Source organism: Pseudomonas sp. AC169 (assembly GCF_979258515.1).
The window spans coordinates 5,540,379-5,557,648 of the sequence record NZ_OZ409866.1 but is presented as its reverse complement, the minus strand read 5'-3'; the positions used below and the strand labels follow the sequence as shown (position 1 = coordinate 5,557,648).

Genomic DNA, 17,270 nt, shown 5'->3' with positions numbered 1-17,270 from the left:
GTCCCGATAATCCCCGCTATTGATCATGAGCGTTGCTCATCTGCAACGCGGTAATGCCCTCTTTTACTCAGGATTCAACGATGACCGTCTACTTCATCGGCGCCGGCCCCGGCGACCCGGAATTGATCACCGTCAAAGGCCAGCGGCTGATCCGTAGCTGCCCGGTGATTATCTACGCCGGTTCGCTGGTGCCGGCGGCGGTGCTCGACGGCCACCAAGCCGAAACGGTGGTGAACAGCGCCGAATTGCATCTGGAACAGATCATCGAACTGATCAAAACCGCGCATGCCAAGGGCCAGGACGTGGCGCGGGTACACTCCGGCGATCCCGGTCTGTATGGCGCGATCGGTGAGCAGATCCGTTATCTGCGCGAGCTGAATATTCCGTTCGAGATCATTCCCGGCGTGACGGCCACCGCAGCGTGTGCGGCGTTGCTGGGTGCGGAACTGACCCTGCCGGACGTGTCACAAAGCGTGATTCTGACCCGCTACGCCGACAAGACCGCGATGCCGGCAGGCGAAGAGCTTGGCAGTCTGGCACAGCATGGCGCGACCATGGCGATTCATCTGGGGGTCAATCATCTGGACAAGATTCTGGCGGAATTGCTGCCGCATTACGGCGCCGATTGCCCGATTGCGGTGATTCACCGGGCGACGTGGCCGGATCAGGACTGGGTGGTGGGGACACTGGCGGATATTGCCGAAAAGGTTGAGGCCAAAGGGTTTCGGCGCACGGCGCTGATACTGGTTGGGCGGGTTTTGGGCAGTGAGGTGTTTAGCGAGTCATCGTTGTATCGCGCCGGGCATGCGCATCTTTATCGCCCATAAAGGCCCTTTCGCGAGCAGGCTCGCTCCAACATTGGGAATGCGATCAAATGTGGGAGCGAGCCTGCTCGCGAAGGCTTTCTTGAATTTCAGGCATAAAAAAACGGCGCTCACGGGGCGCCGTTTTTCATGTTCGCAGCGAACACCTTAGTAGTAGGCGTTTTCTTTCTGCGTGTGATCGGTCACGTCGCGAACGCCCTTCAGCTCCGGGATGCGCTCGAGCAAGGTACGCTCGATGCCTTCCTTCAGGGTCACGTCCGCCTGGCCGCAGCCCTGGCAACCGCCACCGAACTGCAGCACAGCGATGCCGTCTTCAACCACATCGATCAGGCTGACCTGACCGCCGTGGCTGGCCAGCCCCGGGTTGATTTCGGTTTGCAGGTAGTAGTTGATGCGCTCGTTGACCGGGCTGTCGGCGTTGACCATCGGTACTTTGGCGTTTGGCGCCTTGATGGTCAGCTGGCCGCCCATGCGGTCGGTGGCGTAGTCAACAACGGCGTCATCGAGAAACGCTTCGCTGAAGTGATCGATATAAGCGGTGAAGCTTTTCAGCCCCAGCGCGGTGTCTTCAGGTTTTTCTTCGCCCGGCTTGCAGTAGGCAATGCAGGTTTCGGCGTACTGGGTGCCAGGCTGGGTGATGAAGACGCGGATGCCGATGCCCGGGGTGTTCTGCTTGGAGAGCAGATCAGCCAGGTAATCGTGGGCGGCGTCGGTAATGGTAATAGCGGTCATGGAAACTCCTCGCAGGCTTGGGCGCAGTTTACGCCAATCGTTGCGCCGGACAAAGTCCTAGTATTTTTGTCGGGAAAGATTCTCGTCGGGCTCGTCGTCGATTCGCGCCTTGAGCCAGCGATAGCTGCGTTTTTCCACCCATTCGTAGCTCAACCAGGAACCGACGCCAATGGCCAGCGCGCAGACGACAAACATCAAATAGGGGTTGATCGCGTAGCGCCGGGCCAGATAACCGCCTGCCGACAGCACCAGAACGTGCATCAGGTACACCGAATACGAACAATCGCCGAGCAACTTGAGCACGCGACTGCGCTCGACATAACGTTCCAGCGCGATACACGCCATCACCAGCACCGCACTCGGTACGCCCCAGTTGAGCAGCCTCGGCGCCGGCGCCCAGTGATAAATCGCCAGCAATGCGCCGACGATGGCAGCCAGCGGCAGCCACAACCCGGGCCCGATCCAGCCTCGGCGATAAAGCATGCCGATGCCGATGCCCAGCAGAAACTCATAAACAATGTCCGAACGATAAAACGCGCTGATCCAGCCAAACCCGGTCCAGGCCTGACACACGGCAAACAGCAACGCCGCGACCACCAGCAGGCGCACCTGCAAGCGAAACAGCAGCGCCCAGGCAAACAACACGTAAAAAAGGATTTCGTAATTCAGCGTCCAGCCGACATTCAGCGTCGGATAGATGCCGTAGCCGCCGGGATTCTCTGTAGGAATGAATAGCAACGATAGCAGCAGATGCCCCCAGTCCACAGACTGATCCGGCAGCAACGGCTGAGCGAACACCACCAGCAGCGCCATCAACAGCGTGTACAGCCAATACGCTGGAACGATGCGAAACAGCCGATACAACAGAAAACGCATGGGCGGCAGCGGTTTGTTTTCGGTCGAGAGGAAAATCACCAGACCACTGATGACAAAGAACACATCGACGCCCACTGCGCCTTTGTCGATGAACAGTTGCCCGATCGGCCCACGTGCCTGGAAATCGAAGAAAATCTGCATGAAGTGATGGCAAACCACCGTCCACGCCGCAAGCGCACGCAGGGCTTGCACTGAAATCAACATCACCTGCTCCCGAATCACAACCTCAAATTCACCTCAATCCCTGTAGGAGCTGCGGCACGCTGCGATCTTTTGATCTTGATTCTGAAAGATCAAAAGATCGCAGCCTCGTTTCACTCGACAGCTCCTACAGGGGATTTGTGTGTTACCTGAAGCTGTGACAGTCGGCCTGTTTCAAACGATCAAAGATTCTCGTAGCGGTTCATATCCAGCACGCCCTCTTCCACCGGTTCGGTTTCGTGGATGTATTGGCTGAGATCATGGAAATAGAACCAGAATTGCGGATGACTGCGACGGATCCCCCAACGTTCGACGATTTTCTCGAAACGGTTGCCATCCTTGGCGTTTTCCATCGCATCGACAAACACGGGCACCTGATCAGCGGGAACGTTGAAGATGAAATTCGGATAACTACTGAGCACGCCCGGGTAAATGGTCAGCGTGTCCAGCCCCGGTTGATAGCGCAGCGACTCGCCCAGCAGGAACGCCACATTGCTATGGGCACGGTTGCGCAACAGGCTGTAAACCTCGCGTTTGCCGCTGGCGGTTTCAACGCGCAGCATGGTCGCTTCCGGGAGCTGATCAATCACCTTCAACCCGGCCGCCGGACGCGATGTCAGGCGACTCAATGCCTGTTCGGCATTTTGCAGTGCCGGGTCGATATTCGGCCGCGAGCAGTAAGCACCGTCGCAGCGGTTGATCGGATCGGGCCGCGCATTGAGATCACCGTAACGCGCCAGCAATTGCATGGCGAAGTCGTGTTTCGGGTCTTTCTCGTCGAGTTTCAGCGCAGTCGGTTTGTCGTCGTCAATCGCCTCGTAATCGAGCCACATCTTGAACTGGCCGCTGCTCTGGTACCAATCGTCGAGGTAATCCTCGCGGGAGTCGGCGGGCATCAGGCGCAGGAAGTTCTGCTCGGCGCCGTTGCGGATCAGGTCGAAATACAGACGGGTCTGGGCCTGATGCGAGACGTTGCCGAACACGTCGAAGTTGACTGCCAATTGGTAATAGGTGCGTTCGAGCAGCGGATAGTCGAACAGCCACATTGTCTGCGGCACCTCGCCGATCAAGCCTTTGGTCACCGAAGCGCTGTCGAAGTGGCGGAAAATGCTCAGCAACGCGTTGTCGTTGCCGGCCCACAGGGTCGACCAGCTCGGCGCGGGCACATCGGCGTAGCTGTCGCGGCGCAAAGCTTCGTATTCGTTACGCTTGTTGCGGTAGTTGTGCCACAGGCTCAGGACGCTGCCGACATCGTCGTTCTGCCCCGGCATGGCCAGCAACGGTGTGGCTTGGCCGCGATAGTTCGGATCGGTGATGTAGAGGTCGTGTTCCGGCGCCTGGAACAGCGCCCAGAAGTTGTCGCGAATCACGTCGGTCGCGATTTGCCCACGGCACACCGGGCCGCGAATAAAGGTACGGACGAAATATTCGGCGTTATCGAGCATGAACTGATAACGCGCCTGCGCCGGAATCGCCTCGAATGTGGCAAAGGGATTGGCGCGGCTCTGCGGGCCATATCCGGGCAGCGCATTGACCTGCCAGTTGCCGCTATAAAACAGGCTTTTGACCCGCGCCATTTTCGCCGCGCTCAGCGGATAAGTGATGTGGGTCTTGTGCACGATCACCCCTTGCACCGGCCACAAGCGGTAATACACCTGGGTGCCCGGATCATCATTGGGGCGACGGGTGGCGATCAGATCGATCGGCTGCCCGGTCGGCGTACGCGAACGCACCCACTGGAAGTAATGCCCCGGCTCGCCATCCTTGAAATAGAGGTGCGCGAGGTACAAGTGCTCGTACAGCCAGCGGCCGACCAGACTCTGCCGGGCGCCGGGAGTATTGAGCAGATTTTCCCACTGGACGATTTGCAGCGCCTCTTTCGCGCTCGGCGCCAGGCTTTGCTCGTCAATCGGCGCACCTGACGCCAGCCAACGCTGCAGCGTCTGATATTGCTGATCAGTCAGCCCAGTGACCGCCAGCGGCATGCCTTCTTTTGGATGGGCGCCGGCATAGCCTTCGAACTCGGCAGGCAGCGCGCACATATTCTGGCGGTTCAGGCCCAGCACGATGTCTTCCGGCAGTTTGGCGTTCGGCGTCAGCGGGGTTTTGTGGCCCAGCTCCAGCATGCGCGCCATCAGCGCGGCCTGACTGCCCTGCGCATCAAGCACCGAATAGAAGTCTTTCTGCTGCCAGGCGAGTTTGCCGAAGGCGTCGTAAAACAATCGGGTGGTCGGCGCCGCGACGGTGCGCTCGCCGTCATACACCGGCATTTTGCTTGCACCACGGGCCGCGCCCTCGCCACTGCCCAGATTCAACTGGCAAGCGGAGTCGTAGCACGCATGGCAGGCCACGCACTTCTCGGTGAAAATTGGCTGGATGTCGCGGACGTACGAAATCGAAGGAGAAATGGCCGGCGCAGTCGCTGGCTCTTGCGCCACGGCGCCCCAGCTGAGAAACAGCAACACAAAACCAATGACGCGGTAAGACATGCTGCTGATCCCGATTGTTAAAAAACGCCGCGATTCTACAGTATGACGCTCGTACCAACATGAGCGATATTCATGCAAAAGCCCCACATGCTCTAAAAGCGCACAGGTTTGCTATGATCCCGCTCCTTCGTAATGGTCTTTCCGAGTAGTTCAAATGTCCGATCGCAGCGTCCGCCTTCAAGCTCTCAAGCAAGCTCTCAAAGAGCGCATCCTGATACTCGACGGCGGCATGGGCACGATGATCCAGAGCTACAAGCTCGAAGAACAGGATTATCGCGGCAAGCGCTTCGCGGACTGGCCGAGTGACGTCAAGGGCAACAACGACCTTCTGATCATCACCCGTCCGGACGTGATCGGCGGCATCGAGAAAGCCTACCTGGATGCCGGTGCCGACATCCTCGAAACCAACACCTTCAACGCCACGCGCATTTCCATGGCCGACTACGGCATGGAAGAACTGGCCTACGAGCTAAACGTAGAAGGCGCACGTCTGGCCCGCAAGGTCGCCGACGCCAAGACCGCCGAGAACCCGGACAAGCCGCGTTTCGTTGCCGGCGTGCTCGGTCCTACCAGCCGCACCTGCTCGCTGTCGCCGGACGTCAACAATCCGGGTTACCGCAACGTTACCTTTGATGAGCTGGTGGAAAACTACACCGAAGCCACCAAAGGCCTGATCGAGGGCGGCGCCGACCTGATCCTGATCGAAACCATTTTCGACACCCTCAACGCGAAAGCGGCGATCTTTGCTGTGCAAGGGGTGTTCGAAGAGCTGCACCTCGAACTGCCGATCATGATTTCCGGGACCATCACCGACGCCTCCGGCCGCACCCTGTCGGGGCAGACCACCGAAGCGTTCTGGAACTCGGTGGCGCACGCCAAGCCAATTTCCGTCGGCCTCAACTGTGCGCTCGGCGCCAGCGAATTGCGTCCGTACCTGGAAGAGCTGTCGAACAAGGCCAGCACCCACGTTTCGGCGCACCCGAACGCCGGTCTGCCGAACGAATTCGGCGAGTACGACGAACTGCCGTCGGAAACTGCCAAAGTCATCGAAGAGTTCGCCCAGAGCGGTTTCCTCAATATTGTCGGCGGCTGCTGTGGCACCACGCCGGGGCATATCGAAGCGATCGCCAAAGCCGTCGCCGGTTATGCACCGCGTCAGATTCCGGACATTCCGAAGGCCTGCCGCCTCTCGGGTCTGGAGCCGTTCACCATCGATCGCAGCTCGCTGTTCGTTAACGTCGGCGAGCGCACCAACATCACTGGCTCGGCGAAATTCGCCCGGCTGATCCGTGAAGACAACTACACCGAAGCGCTGGAAGTCGCCCTGCAACAGGTCGAGGCCGGCGCGCAGGTGATCGACATCAACATGGACGAAGGGATGCTCGATTCGAAGAAGGCCATGGTGACCTTCCTCAATCTGATCGCCGGTGAACCGGACATCTCGCGCGTGCCGATCATGATCGACTCGTCGAAATGGGAAGTCATCGAAGCCGGCCTCAAGTGCATTCAGGGCAAGGGCATCGTCAACTCGATCAGCATGAAAGAAGGCGTCGAGCAGTTCATCCATCACGCCAAACTGTGCAAGCGCTACGGCGCGGCAGTGGTGGTGATGGCGTTCGACGAAGCCGGCCAGGCCGACACCGAAGCGCGCAAGAAAGAAATCTGCAAACGCTCTTACGACATTCTGGTCAACGAAGTCGGCTTCCCGCCGGAAGACATCATCTTCGACCCGAACATCTTCGCCGTCGCCACCGGTATCGAAGAACACAACAACTATGCTGTGGACTTCATCAACGCCTGTGCCTACATCCGCGACGAGCTGCCGTACGCGCTGACGTCGGGCGGCGTGTCCAACGTATCGTTCTCGTTCCGTGGCAACAATCCCGTGCGTGAGGCGATTCACTCGGTGTTCCTGCTGTACGCGATCCGCGCGGGCCTGACCATGGGCATCGTCAACGCCGGTCAGCTGGAGATTTACGACCAGATCCCGCAAGAGCTGCGCGACGCCGTTGAAGACGTGATCCTCAACCGCACGCCGGAAGGCACCGACGCCCTCCTCGCCATCGCCGACAAGTACAAGGGCGACGGCAGCGTCAAGGAAGCCGAGACCGAAGAATGGCGCAACTGGGACGTCAACAAGCGTCTGGAACATGCGCTGGTCAAGGGCATCACCACCCACATCGTTGAAGACACCGAAGAGTCGCGCCAGTCGTTCGCCCGCCCGATCGAAGTGATCGAAGGCCCGCTGATGTCCGGCATGAACATCGTTGGTGACCTGTTCGGCGCCGGTAAAATGTTCCTCCCGCAAGTAGTGAAATCCGCCCGCGTGATGAAGCAGGCCGTGGCGCACTTGATCCCGTTCATCGAACTGGAAAAAGGCGACAAGCCGGAAGCCAAGGGCAAGATCCTCATGGCCACCGTCAAGGGCGACGTGCATGACATCGGCAAGAACATCGTTGGCGTGGTACTCGGTTGCAACGGCTATGACATCGTCGACCTCGGCGTGATGGTGCCGGCAGAGAAGATTCTGCAGGTGGCCAAAGAGCAGAAGTGCGACATCATCGGCCTCTCCGGTCTGATCACGCCGTCGCTGGATGAAATGGTCCACGTTGCCCGTGAGATGCAGCGTCAGGACTTCCATCTGCCGCTGATGATCGGTGGCGCGACCACGTCCAAAGCGCACACCGCGGTGAAGATCGAGCCGAAGTACAGCAACGATGCCGTGGTTTACGTGACCGACGCCTCCCGTGCGGTGGGTGTGGCGACGCAGTTGCTGTCGAAAGAATTGAAGGCTGGCTTCGTTGAAAGAACCCGTGCCGAATACGTTGAAGTACGCGAACGCACCGCCAACCGTAGCGCCCGTACCGAGCGCCTGAGTTACGCCGCCGCCATCGCCAAGAAACCACAGTTCGACTGGGCGACTTATGAGCCGGTCAAACCGACATTTACTGGCAGCAAGGTACTGGACAACATCGATCTCAAGGTGCTGGCCGAATACATCGACTGGACGCCGTTCTTTATCTCCTGGGATCTGGCCGGCAAGTTCCCGCGCATCCTCGAAGACGAAGTCGTTGGTGAAGCCGCCACGGCGCTGTACAAGGACGCGCAGGAAATGCTCGCCAAGCTGATCGACGAGAAGCTGATCAGCGCCCGTGCAGTGTTCGGTTTCTGGCCGGCCAATCAGGTGCATGACGACGACATCGAGTTGTACGGCGATGACGGCCAGCCATTGGCCAAACTGCATCACCTGCGCCAGCAGATCATCAAGACCGACGGCAAACCCAACTTCTCGCTGGCCGACTTCGTGGCACCGAAGGACAGCGAAGTGACCGACTATGTCGGTGGCTTCATCACCACCGCCGGCATCGGCGCCGAGGAAGTGGCCAAGGCTTATCAGGACGCTGGCGACGACTACAACTCGATCATGGTCAAGGCCCTCGCCGACCGTTTGGCCGAAGCTTGCGCCGAATGGTTGCACCAGCAAGTGCGTAAAGAGCACTGGGGTTATGCCAAGGACGAAACCCTCGACAACGAAGCGCTGATCAAAGAGCAATACAGCGGCATCCGCCCTGCTCCGGGTTACCCGGCCTGCCCGGATCACACCGAGAAGGCCGCGCTGTTCGCCCTGCTCGATCCGGAAGCCGAAGAAATGCGCGCCGGCCGCAGCGGTGTGTTCCTCACCGAGCACTACGCGATGTTCCCGGCGGCAGCGGTCAGCGGCTGGTACTTCGCCCATCCGCAGGCGCAGTACTTTGCCGTGGGCAAGGTCGACAAGGATCAGGTCGCCAGCTACACCTCGCGTAAAGGTCAGGAACTCAGCGTGACCGAGCGCTGGCTGGCGCCAAACCTCGGCTACGACAACTAATCCAGCTTCAACGCATCATCCTGTGGGAGCGAGCTTGCTCGCGAAGGCGTCATGTCAGTCAACATCAATGTTGAATGAATGACCGCATTCGCGAGCAAGCTCGCTCCCACATTTGTTTTTGCGGTGGCTTTGAAAGGGTTAGCTATGCTTGTCTGACACACACGCAGACGAGGGATTTATGGACGATCCAGTCGACAACAAACCGCCGACCTTCTGGCAGATGCTGCACAGCGTGATGGCCGCAGCGTTCGGGGTACAGAGCGGCAAGAACCGGGCAAGGGACTTCACCCATGGCAAGCCCAGCCATTTTGTGATGCTGGGGATTCTGTTCACTGCGGTGTTTGCGCTGGCATTGTTTGCCATCGTCAAACTGGTGCTGCATTTCGCCGGGGTCTGACGCGCTCAGCGCATCAGGGTTTGCAGGGTGAATGGATAGCGATACGACGCCGGTTGCCCCTTGGCTGAGAGCTTGCGGAAATTCACGCCGTAGTTCGGCGACTTGCCCATGGCCAGCATTTGTCGGGCCTGACGCTGGTCGATCAGTTGCAGTAAAGGAATCTGTCGATCGCGGCCACCGTAGCGATTCAACTCGACGCCTTGCGCCACGTCATGCAATTCGACCAACGCCCAGCCACCCAAGGTGAAATGCCCGCCGACCAATGCGCTCAGGCGCCCGTCAATCAATGCCTGCAAGGCCGCCGGTGAGGTGTTGACCGCACTGAACAAGGCATCCTTGCCGGGGACTTTGCCGGTCTCGGCGTACGCGCGCATTGCGCCGAAAGCCATTTCATCATTAGCCGACCATACCAGCGACACCTTCGGGTAACGCGCGAACAATTGCCTGGCCTGCTCGTAGGCGCGCTCTTGCGTCCAGCCGCTGTAAACCAGTTGCCGCAGACGTATCTGTGGGTGTTCGGCCAGCGCGCGCTGCATGCCGTGCTCGCGCAATTGCGCCGAGGGCGTGACCTTCAGCCCGGAGAACGCCAACACTTCAATCGGCTCAGCGCCTGTCGCAGCCGGATGCAGGCGGATCAGCTCCTTCATCATCAAGTAGCCGCCCTCCTCGTCATTCGGCACCAGGCTGCCGATGCGGTCGTCACGCTCGCCGACCAAGGCCTGCTGGTCAGGAGTCAGTGCGGCGTTGACCATAAACAGCTTCACGCCGCTGTTCTGCGCCAGACGCAAAATCTGCGGGGCGACGTATTGTTCGTTGACGAAAATCAGATACTCGGGACGATTCGGCCCCTGCAACGCGAGGCGCGCCTGCGCCAGGGTCAGTTCGGGTTGGCGCTGGGAATAGAGGATCTGCAGGTCGATCCCCAGATCCTGGGCGGCCGCCTGCATGAACTGTGAATAGCTGATCCAGAACGCTTCCTGGGTCGAACCCGGATTCAAGAAGAGCACCGACTCCGCCCGCGCACCGCTCTGGAACAGCGCGCCGAACAACAGAAGGCTGATATGGAAAAGCTTGAACATGAAACATCCGGGCCCAAGGAAAAATGGCCGCGCATTATAGCCCTCGTTCCACCGGCTATTGATGCCTGATCCCGTTTTTGTCCGACAATTAGTCGGGCGCGGGCCCGGATGGGTCGTTTACTGATGACTGACCCAGAATACCGCTGTCCCTACTACGAGAATGATCAGGAACAAAATGGCCCACGCATCGACACTGCTGTCGCTTTTTCTTGCCTTGGTCGGATTGCTCATTGCATCGCCTCTTGTCGGTTTTATCGGTGATTGCAGAAAGACTCGACCACAGTTAAGACGATGATTGTCCGCACGACAAATGTGGGTTAGTTGACAGCCATTCTCGTTAGGCGATTTGGTTCTTTACATATACTCAAACATCACTTTTGCGCATAACTGCAAACGGGTATATTGCCCCGGCTCCGTTAGGGAGTGCGCGGCCGTGCGCGCAGAATTGCAGAGGCACAATCGGACTCCAGCAAGCGAAAACGCAGTGCTACTCCGAATGGCCCAAGCCTGAGAACAGGACTTATATGTACGTATACGACGAGTACGATCAGCGGATCATCGAGGACCGCGTCAAGCAGTTCCGTGATCAGACCCGACGCTATCTGGCAGGTGAGCTGAGCGAAGAAGAATTCCGCCCCCTGCGCCTGCAAAATGGCCTGTACATCCAGCGCTTCGCGCCGATGTTGCGTGTGGCGGTGCCTTACGGCCAACTGACTTCACGTCAGCTGCGCATGATGGCCAAGATTGCCCGCGACTACGACAAGGGCTACGCCCACATCAGTACGCGGCAGAACGTGCAGTTCAACTGGCCGGCGGTGGAAGACATCCCGGACATTCTGGCTGAACTGGCCACCGTGCAGATGCACGCGATCCAGACCAGCGGCAACTGCCTGCGCAACGTCACCACAGACCAGTTCGCCGGCGTCGCTGCCGACGAAGTGATCGACCCGCGCCCATGGTGCGAAATCGTTCGTCAGTGGACTACATTCCACCCGGAATTCGCCTACCTGCCGCGTAAATTCAAGATCGCCGTCAACGGTTCGACCGCTGACCGTGCCGCCATTGAAGTCCATGACATCGGCCTGGAGCCGGTGCACAACGCCGCTGGCGAACTGGGTTTCCGTGTGCTGGTTGGCGGCGGCCTCGGCCGTACGCCGGTGGTGGGCGCGTTCATCAACGAGTTCCTGCCGTGGCAGGACCTGTTGAGCTACCTCGACGCCATCCTGCGGGTGTACAACCGCTACGGCCGTCGCGACAACAAATACAAGGCGCGGATCAAGATCCTCGTCAAAGCCCTCACGCCGGAAGTGTTCGCGCAGAAAGTCGATGCGGAAATGGAGCACCTGCGCGGTGGCCAGACCACATTGACCGACGCCGAACTGCAGCGTGTCGCCAAGCACTTCGTCGATCCGGACTACAAGGCGCTGGACAACCAGACCGCCCAGTTGGCCGATCTCGACAAAGAGCACGCCGGTTTCGCTCGCTGGCGTACCCGCAACACCCTGGCACACAAGAAGCCGGGTTATGTCGCCGTAACCCTGTCGCTGAAACCGACCGGCGTTGCCCCGGGCGACATCACCGACAAGCAGCTTGACGCCGTCGCCGATCTGGCCGACCGCTACAGCTTCGGTCAGCTACGCACTTCGCACGAACAGAACATCATTCTTGCCGACGTCGAGCAAAGCCAACTGTTCACCCTTTGGGGCGAACTGCGTGAAGGCGGTTTCGCCACGCCGAACATCGGCCTGCTGACCGACATCATCTGCTGCCCTGGCGGCGACTTCTGCTCGCTGGCCAACGCCAAGTCGATCCCGATTGCCGAGTCGATTCAGCGTCGTTTCGACGACCTCGATTACCTGTTCGACATCGGTGAGCTGGACTTGAACATTTCTGGTTGCATGAACGCCTGTGGTCACCACCACGTCGGCCACATCGGCATCCTCGGCGTCGACAAGAAAGGCGAAGAGTTCTACCAGGTCTCCCTCGGCGGCAGCGCCAGCCGTGATGCGAGCCTGGGCAAGATCCTCGGCCCGTCCTTCGCACAGGAAGCCATGCCTGACGTGATCTCGAAGCTGATCGACGTGTACGTAGAACAACGTACCGAAGACGAGCGCTTCATCGACACTTACCAGCGTATTGGCATCGACCTCTTCAAGGAACGCGTCTATGCAGCGAATCATTAAGAACAACGAGGTCGTCGACGAAACCTGGCACTTGCTGCCCAAGGATTTCAACATCGACGAGATCAGCAACTGCGACGATCTGATCGTGCCACTGCAACTGTGGCGCGAACACAGTCGCATGCTCAAGGCCCGCGACGGCGGTCTGGGTGTCTGGCTGGACGCTGACGAAGAAGCCGAGGAAATCGGTGAAGACGTCGCCGAATTCCAGGTGATTGCCCTGAATTTCCCGGCGTTCACTGACGGCCGCAACTACTCCAACGCTCGCCTGCTGCGCGACCGTTACGGTTTCAAAGGCGAACTGCGGGCGATTGGCGACGTGCTGCGTGATCAACTGTTCTACATGCACCGCTGCGGTTTCGACGCCTTTGCCATTCGCGCGGACAAAGACCCGTACGAAGCGCTGGAAGGCCTCAAGGACTTCTCGGTGACCTATCAGGCCGCCACCGACGAACCGCTGCCGCTGTTCCGTCGCCGCTAAGTCTTCAGGTTTAGAGCGGACAAAAAAACGCCGGTCATATGACCGGCGTTTTTTATGCCTGCTCGATTTACCAGAAGCGCTGCTGAGTCAGACGACTCCACCAGCTCAGCAGTACGCGGTCGACTGAACCGCTGGCAGCCATGCCGATTCGCTCCTGCAAGCTTTTGCGCTCGGCGTAGTGCAGGTGATAGACCTCGGCCTTCTTTGCCCGGTCTGCCAGATATTCATCACTGGTCTTCAGCTCATCCACCAGTTGTTTATCCAGCGCCGCGACCCCTAGCCAGACTTCACCGGTGGCGACGTCGTCGATGGCCAGTTGCGGACGATAGCGAGCGACAAAGTTCTTGAACAGTTGATGGGTGATGTCCAGGTCTTCCTGAAACTTCTCCCGGCCCTTCTCGGTGTTTTCGCCAAACACGGTCAGGGTGCGTTTGTACTCGCCGGCGGTGAGGACTTCAAAGTCGATGTCGTGCTTCTTCAGCAAGCGGTTGACGTTGGGCAGCTGTGCAACCACGCCGATCGAGCCGAGAATCGCAAACGGCGCGCTGATGATCTTCTCGCCGATGCACGCCATCATGTAGCCGCCGCTGGCCGCGACCTTGTCGATGCACACGGTCAACGGCACGCCGGCTTCACGGATACGCGCCAATTGCGAGGACGCCAGGCCGTAGCTGTGAACCATGCCGCCACCGCTTTCCAGACGCAGGACCACTTCGTCTTTTGGTGTGGCGAGGGTCAGCAGTGCGGTAATTTCGTGGCGCAGGCTTTCGGTTGCGGAAGCTTTGATGTCGCCGTCGAAATCGAGGACAAATACGCGGGATTTGGCTTCGGGCTGTTTCTTCTGCTTTTTCGCGCTTTTCTCGGACTTGGCCTCGCCCTTGCGCAGAGCCTTGAGCTGATCCTTGTCGAGCAAGGTTTGCTCAAGGCGCTCACGCAGGCCCTTGTAGAAATCATTGAGTTTGCTGACCTGCAACTGACCGGCCGATTTGCGCCGGCCCTTGCTGCGCAATGCGGCAAAACTGGCCAGCACCACCAGAATGGCAACTACCAGGGTGACGGTCTTGGCCAGAAAACTGGCGTATTCGGTGAAAAACTCCACAGAGACTCCTTAAGCGATGCGCGGATGTGAAACACACGCGAGATGGCTCCAGCATACCCATGCGCCGGCTTGTCGGCCAGCCGTGAAACCTCTGGCAACACCCCTGTAACGGGCATTTCAAACAAGCGTATGTTTTTTCATTGACAGCTAACCGTCATCCTCATAACCTCGCCACAACCTTCAACGTACCGGGATGACGCGGACGTGGGCAGCATCTACTTGATTCGACATGGCCAGGCCTCCTTTGGTGCAGACGACTATGACGTCCTGTCGCCGACCGGTGTGCGCCAGGCAGAAATCCTCGGTCAGCACCTCGCTGAACTGGGTATCAGCTTCGATCGCTGCCTCGCCGGGGACCTGCGTCGTCAGCAGCACACGGCCACCAGCGCGCTAGCGCAATTCGCCGCAAAGGGCTTGCCGGTGCCTACCCTCGAAACCGATTCCGCCTTCAACGAATTCGACGCCGACGCGGTTATCCGCGCCCTGCTCCCGGACATGCTGGCGGACGAGCCGGAAGCCCTCGACATCCTGCGCAACGCCGCGCAGAACCGTGGCGAATTCCAGCGTATTTTCGCCTTGATCATCGAGCGCTGGCTGGCCGGCACTTACGACACGCCGGGCCTGGAAAGCTGGCTGGGTTTCGTCGAACGGGTTCAGGCCGGGCTGCACCGGATTCTTGATCTGGCCGATAAAAATCAGAAAATCGCCGTGTTCACCTCCGGCGGCACCATCACCGCCCTGCTCCACCTCATTACGCAAATGCCTGCGAAACAGGCCTTTGAATTGAACTGGCAAATCGTCAACACCTCGCTCAACCAGCTGAAGTTCCGCGGTCGCGAGGTGGCTTTGGCCTCCTTTAACAGTCATGCACATCTGCAGCTGTTGAAGGTTCCGGAACTCATCACTTTCCGTTGAGTCCGGTTAACTGTGAACCTTGCTGTAATCAACCTCATAAGGATCGAACCATGACCTCCGTAGCCGATGCCGTAAAAGCAATGCAAGCCAAGTTCAACCCAGCCGCTGCTGCCGGTCTGGATCTGGTCTTCGGTTTCAACATCACTGACGAAGACAAGCAGTACTCGCTGATCGTCAAAGATGGCACCTGCGATATTCAGGAAGGCGAAAACCCGGACGCCAACTGCACGCTGGTGCTGGACAGCGAAACCCTGAAAGGTATCGTCAGCGGCGAAACCGACGGCATGCAGGCTTTCATGGGCGGCAAGCTGCGCGTTGAAGGCGACATGATGCTGTCGATGAAACTGTCCGAGCTGTTCCCTTCGTAAGACCGACGCTCAGTGACACAAGAATCCCGCCTTCGTGGCGGGATTTTTACATTTGAGCGCTGAGGATTACTGCTCGCACTCAAGACCTGTGGGAGCGAGCTTGCTCGCGAAGGCGTCAACTCAGTCAACATCACCGTTGCCTGTCACATCGCATTCGCTAGCAAGCTCGCTCCCACATTTGATAGGGGGTCGTCAGTGAACGAAGCGGCCAGCAACTCTCGCGTATACGGATGTTGCGCCGCATGAAACAGCGCACTCGTCTCGCCTCGCTCAACCACTTCCCCCTCTTTCATCACAATCAAGTCATGGGCCAGCGCTCGCACCACCGCCAGATCGTGGCTGATGAACAGGTAAGTCAGGCCATGTTCTTGCTGCAAACGCCGTAGCAAAGCCACGATCTGCTTTTGCACCGTGCGATCCAGTGCCGAGGTCGGTTCATCAAGCAAAATCAGATCCGGCTTGAGCACCAGTGCCCGGGCAATCGCGATGCGCTGCCGCTGACCACCGGAAAACTCGTGGGGATAGCGATGGCGGGTGGCCGGATCGAGACCGACTTCACGCAGCACCTCAATCACCGCTCTTTCACGCTCATCGGCATTCAAATCGCTGTGCACCTGTAAACCTTCAGCAATGATCTGCTCCACGCACAGGCGCGGACTGAGACTGCCGAATGGATCCTGAAAGACCACTTGCAGACGTTTGCGCAGCGGTCTGAGTTGCTTGCCGCTCAAGTGCTCCAGCGCCTCGCCCTGAAAACGGATGCTGCCCTGGGCTTCGATCAAACGCAGAATTGCCTGCCCCAATGTCGATTTTCCGGAGCCGGATTCGCCAACAATCCCCAAGGTTTCGCCGCGCTGAAGATTCAAATCAATGCCGTTGACCGCGTGCAACCAAGACTTCGCGCGTAGCCATCCGCCGCCCAAACGAAAGCGTACGTTGAGATCACGCACCTCCAGCAAATCCTCCGCAGGCTCGCGGCACAACGCTTCTCCACCCGGCTCAGCGTTGAGCAATTCAATGCTGTAAGGATGCTGCGGCGCGCTGAACAACTGTTCACACGATGCCTGTTCGACGATCACCCCGCCACGCATGACCGCCACCCGCTGCGCGATATTACGCACCAGATTCAGATCATGACTGATGATCAACAACGCCATGCCCAGCCGCTGCTGCAGTTCCTTGAGCAACAACAAAATCTTGCGTTGTACAGTCACGTCCAGCGCGGTGGTCGGCTCATCGGCAATCAGCAACTGCGGCTCGCAGGCCAGCGCCATGGCAATCATCACCCGTTGACGCTGACCGCCCGACAGTTGATGCGGATAAGCCTTGAGCCGTTCGCGCGGGCGTTGAATACCCACCAGCTCGAGCAACTGCACAATCCGTTGCCGCGCCGCCGCTCCGGCCAGCCCCTTGTGCAGCGCAAGACTTTCACCCAACTGTCGCTCAATCGTGTGCAAAGGATTCAGCGAACTCATCGGCTCCTGAAAAATCATCGCGATACGATTGCCGCGCAGTTGCCGCAAATAGCGCTCATGCACGCCCAGCAACTCCTCGCCGACATAGCGGATGCTGCCCTCAATCTGCGTGATGGCCGGGTCAAGCAATTGCAGAATGCTGTGCGCTGTCACCGACTTGCCCGAGCCAGATTCCCCGACCAGCGCCAGACACTCGCCGGGGCGAATATCGAGGTCGATACCGTGCACCACGGGCTGGCCATTGAAGGCGACGCGCAGGTCACGTATTTCAATCAGATGTTCAGGCATA

The 17,270-nt window shown here is 58.9% G+C and carries 13 protein-coding genes; 7 read left to right on the top strand and 6 right to left on the bottom strand.

The window, feature by feature from the left end; translation table 11 throughout:
• Positions 1–80 precede the first annotated feature (80 nt).
• Positions 81–827: a precorrin-4 C(11)-methyltransferase gene (cobM, locus tag ACZZ0G_RS24825; protein ID WP_463557904.1), complete on the top strand. Its 747-nt coding sequence runs from the start codon at positions 81–83 to the stop codon at positions 825–827.
• Between the two features lie 144 nt (positions 828–971).
• Here cobM and nfuA read toward each other — a convergent pair whose 3' ends face one another.
• The 3 genes from nfuA to ACZZ0G_RS24810 all read right to left on the bottom strand — a co-directional run bounded on the left by nfuA (position 972) and on the right by ACZZ0G_RS24810 (position 5,122).
• Positions 972–1,556 (bottom strand): Fe-S biogenesis protein NfuA, encoded by a 585-nt coding sequence (nfuA, locus tag ACZZ0G_RS24820; RefSeq protein ID WP_007912592.1) that lies wholly within the window; start codon positions 1,554–1,556, stop codon positions 972–974.
• Between the two features lie 57 nt (positions 1,557–1,613).
• Positions 1,614–2,636 (bottom strand): acyltransferase family protein, encoded by a 1,023-nt coding sequence (locus ACZZ0G_RS24815; RefSeq protein WP_463557903.1) that lies wholly within the window; start codon positions 2,634–2,636, stop codon positions 1,614–1,616.
• A gap of 179 nt (positions 2,637–2,815) precedes the next feature.
• Positions 2,816–5,122 (bottom strand): fatty acid cis/trans isomerase, encoded by a 2,307-nt coding sequence (locus tag ACZZ0G_RS24810; RefSeq protein WP_463557902.1) that lies wholly within the window; start codon positions 5,120–5,122, stop codon positions 2,816–2,818.
• Between the two features lie 154 nt (positions 5,123–5,276).
• Between ACZZ0G_RS24810 and metH the strand changes: the two genes are divergently transcribed.
• Both metH and ACZZ0G_RS24800 read left to right on the top strand, forming a co-directional pair.
• Positions 5,277–8,987: a methionine synthase gene (gene metH, locus ACZZ0G_RS24805; protein ID WP_463557901.1), complete on the top strand. Its 3,711-nt coding sequence runs from the start codon at positions 5,277–5,279 to the stop codon at positions 8,985–8,987.
• Positions 8,988–9,165: 178 nt separating this feature from the next.
• On the top strand, positions 9,166–9,384 hold the full coding sequence (locus tag ACZZ0G_RS24800; RefSeq protein ID WP_150651237.1) for a DUF2970 domain-containing protein: 219 nt from the start codon (positions 9,166–9,168) through the stop codon (positions 9,382–9,384).
• Positions 9,385–9,389: 5 nt separating this feature from the next.
• On the opposite strand, the gene ACZZ0G_RS24795 is transcribed toward ACZZ0G_RS24800, so the two are convergent.
• Positions 9,390–10,463 carry an ABC transporter substrate-binding protein gene (locus ACZZ0G_RS24795; protein WP_463557900.1) on the bottom strand — a complete coding sequence of 358 codons (1,074 nt, stop codon included), beginning with the start codon at positions 10,461–10,463 and terminating at the stop codon, positions 9,390–9,392.
• 524 nt (positions 10,464–10,987) lie between these two features.
• On the opposite strand from ACZZ0G_RS24795, the gene ACZZ0G_RS24790 reads away from it, so the two are divergent.
• Together ACZZ0G_RS24790 and ACZZ0G_RS24785 are read left to right on the top strand one after the other, a co-directional pair.
• Entirely contained in the window at positions 10,988–12,646 is a 1,659-nt protein-coding gene (locus tag ACZZ0G_RS24790; RefSeq protein ID WP_463557899.1) for a nitrite/sulfite reductase, read from the top strand.
• The gene (locus ACZZ0G_RS24785; protein WP_038368934.1) at positions 12,630–13,124 is read left to right on the top strand and encodes a DUF934 domain-containing protein; all 495 of its coding nucleotides are present in this window, start codon (positions 12,630–12,632) and stop codon (positions 13,122–13,124) included. The genes ACZZ0G_RS24790 and ACZZ0G_RS24785 overlap by 17 nt, the downstream gene beginning before the upstream one ends.
• Positions 13,125–13,191: 67 nt before the next feature.
• Here the strand turns inward: ACZZ0G_RS24785 and sohB are convergent, their stop codons facing one another.
• A complete protein-coding gene (gene sohB, locus ACZZ0G_RS24780) occupies positions 13,192–14,223 on the bottom strand; it encodes a protease SohB (RefSeq protein WP_122605220.1) in 1,032 nt (343 codons plus the stop codon).
• Between the two features lie 204 nt (positions 14,224–14,427).
• Between sohB and ACZZ0G_RS24775 the strand changes: the two genes are divergently transcribed.
• Together ACZZ0G_RS24775 and ACZZ0G_RS24770 are read left to right on the top strand one after the other, a co-directional pair.
• Positions 14,428–15,138 carry a histidine phosphatase family protein gene (locus tag ACZZ0G_RS24775; protein ID WP_463557898.1) on the top strand — a complete coding sequence of 237 codons (711 nt, stop codon included), beginning with the start codon at positions 14,428–14,430 and terminating at the stop codon, positions 15,136–15,138.
• A gap of 50 nt (positions 15,139–15,188) precedes the next feature.
• Positions 15,189–15,506 (top strand): SCP2 sterol-binding domain-containing protein, encoded by a 318-nt coding sequence (locus ACZZ0G_RS24770; protein WP_007912567.1) that lies wholly within the window; start codon positions 15,189–15,191, stop codon positions 15,504–15,506.
• 143 nt (positions 15,507–15,649) lie between these two features.
• Here ACZZ0G_RS24770 and ACZZ0G_RS24765 read toward each other — a convergent pair whose 3' ends face one another.
• The gene (locus ACZZ0G_RS24765) at positions 15,650–17,269 is read right to left on the bottom strand and encodes an ABC transporter ATP-binding protein (protein WP_463557897.1); all 1,620 of its coding nucleotides are present in this window, start codon (positions 17,267–17,269) and stop codon (positions 15,650–15,652) included.
• Position 17,270: the final 1 nt, after the last annotated feature.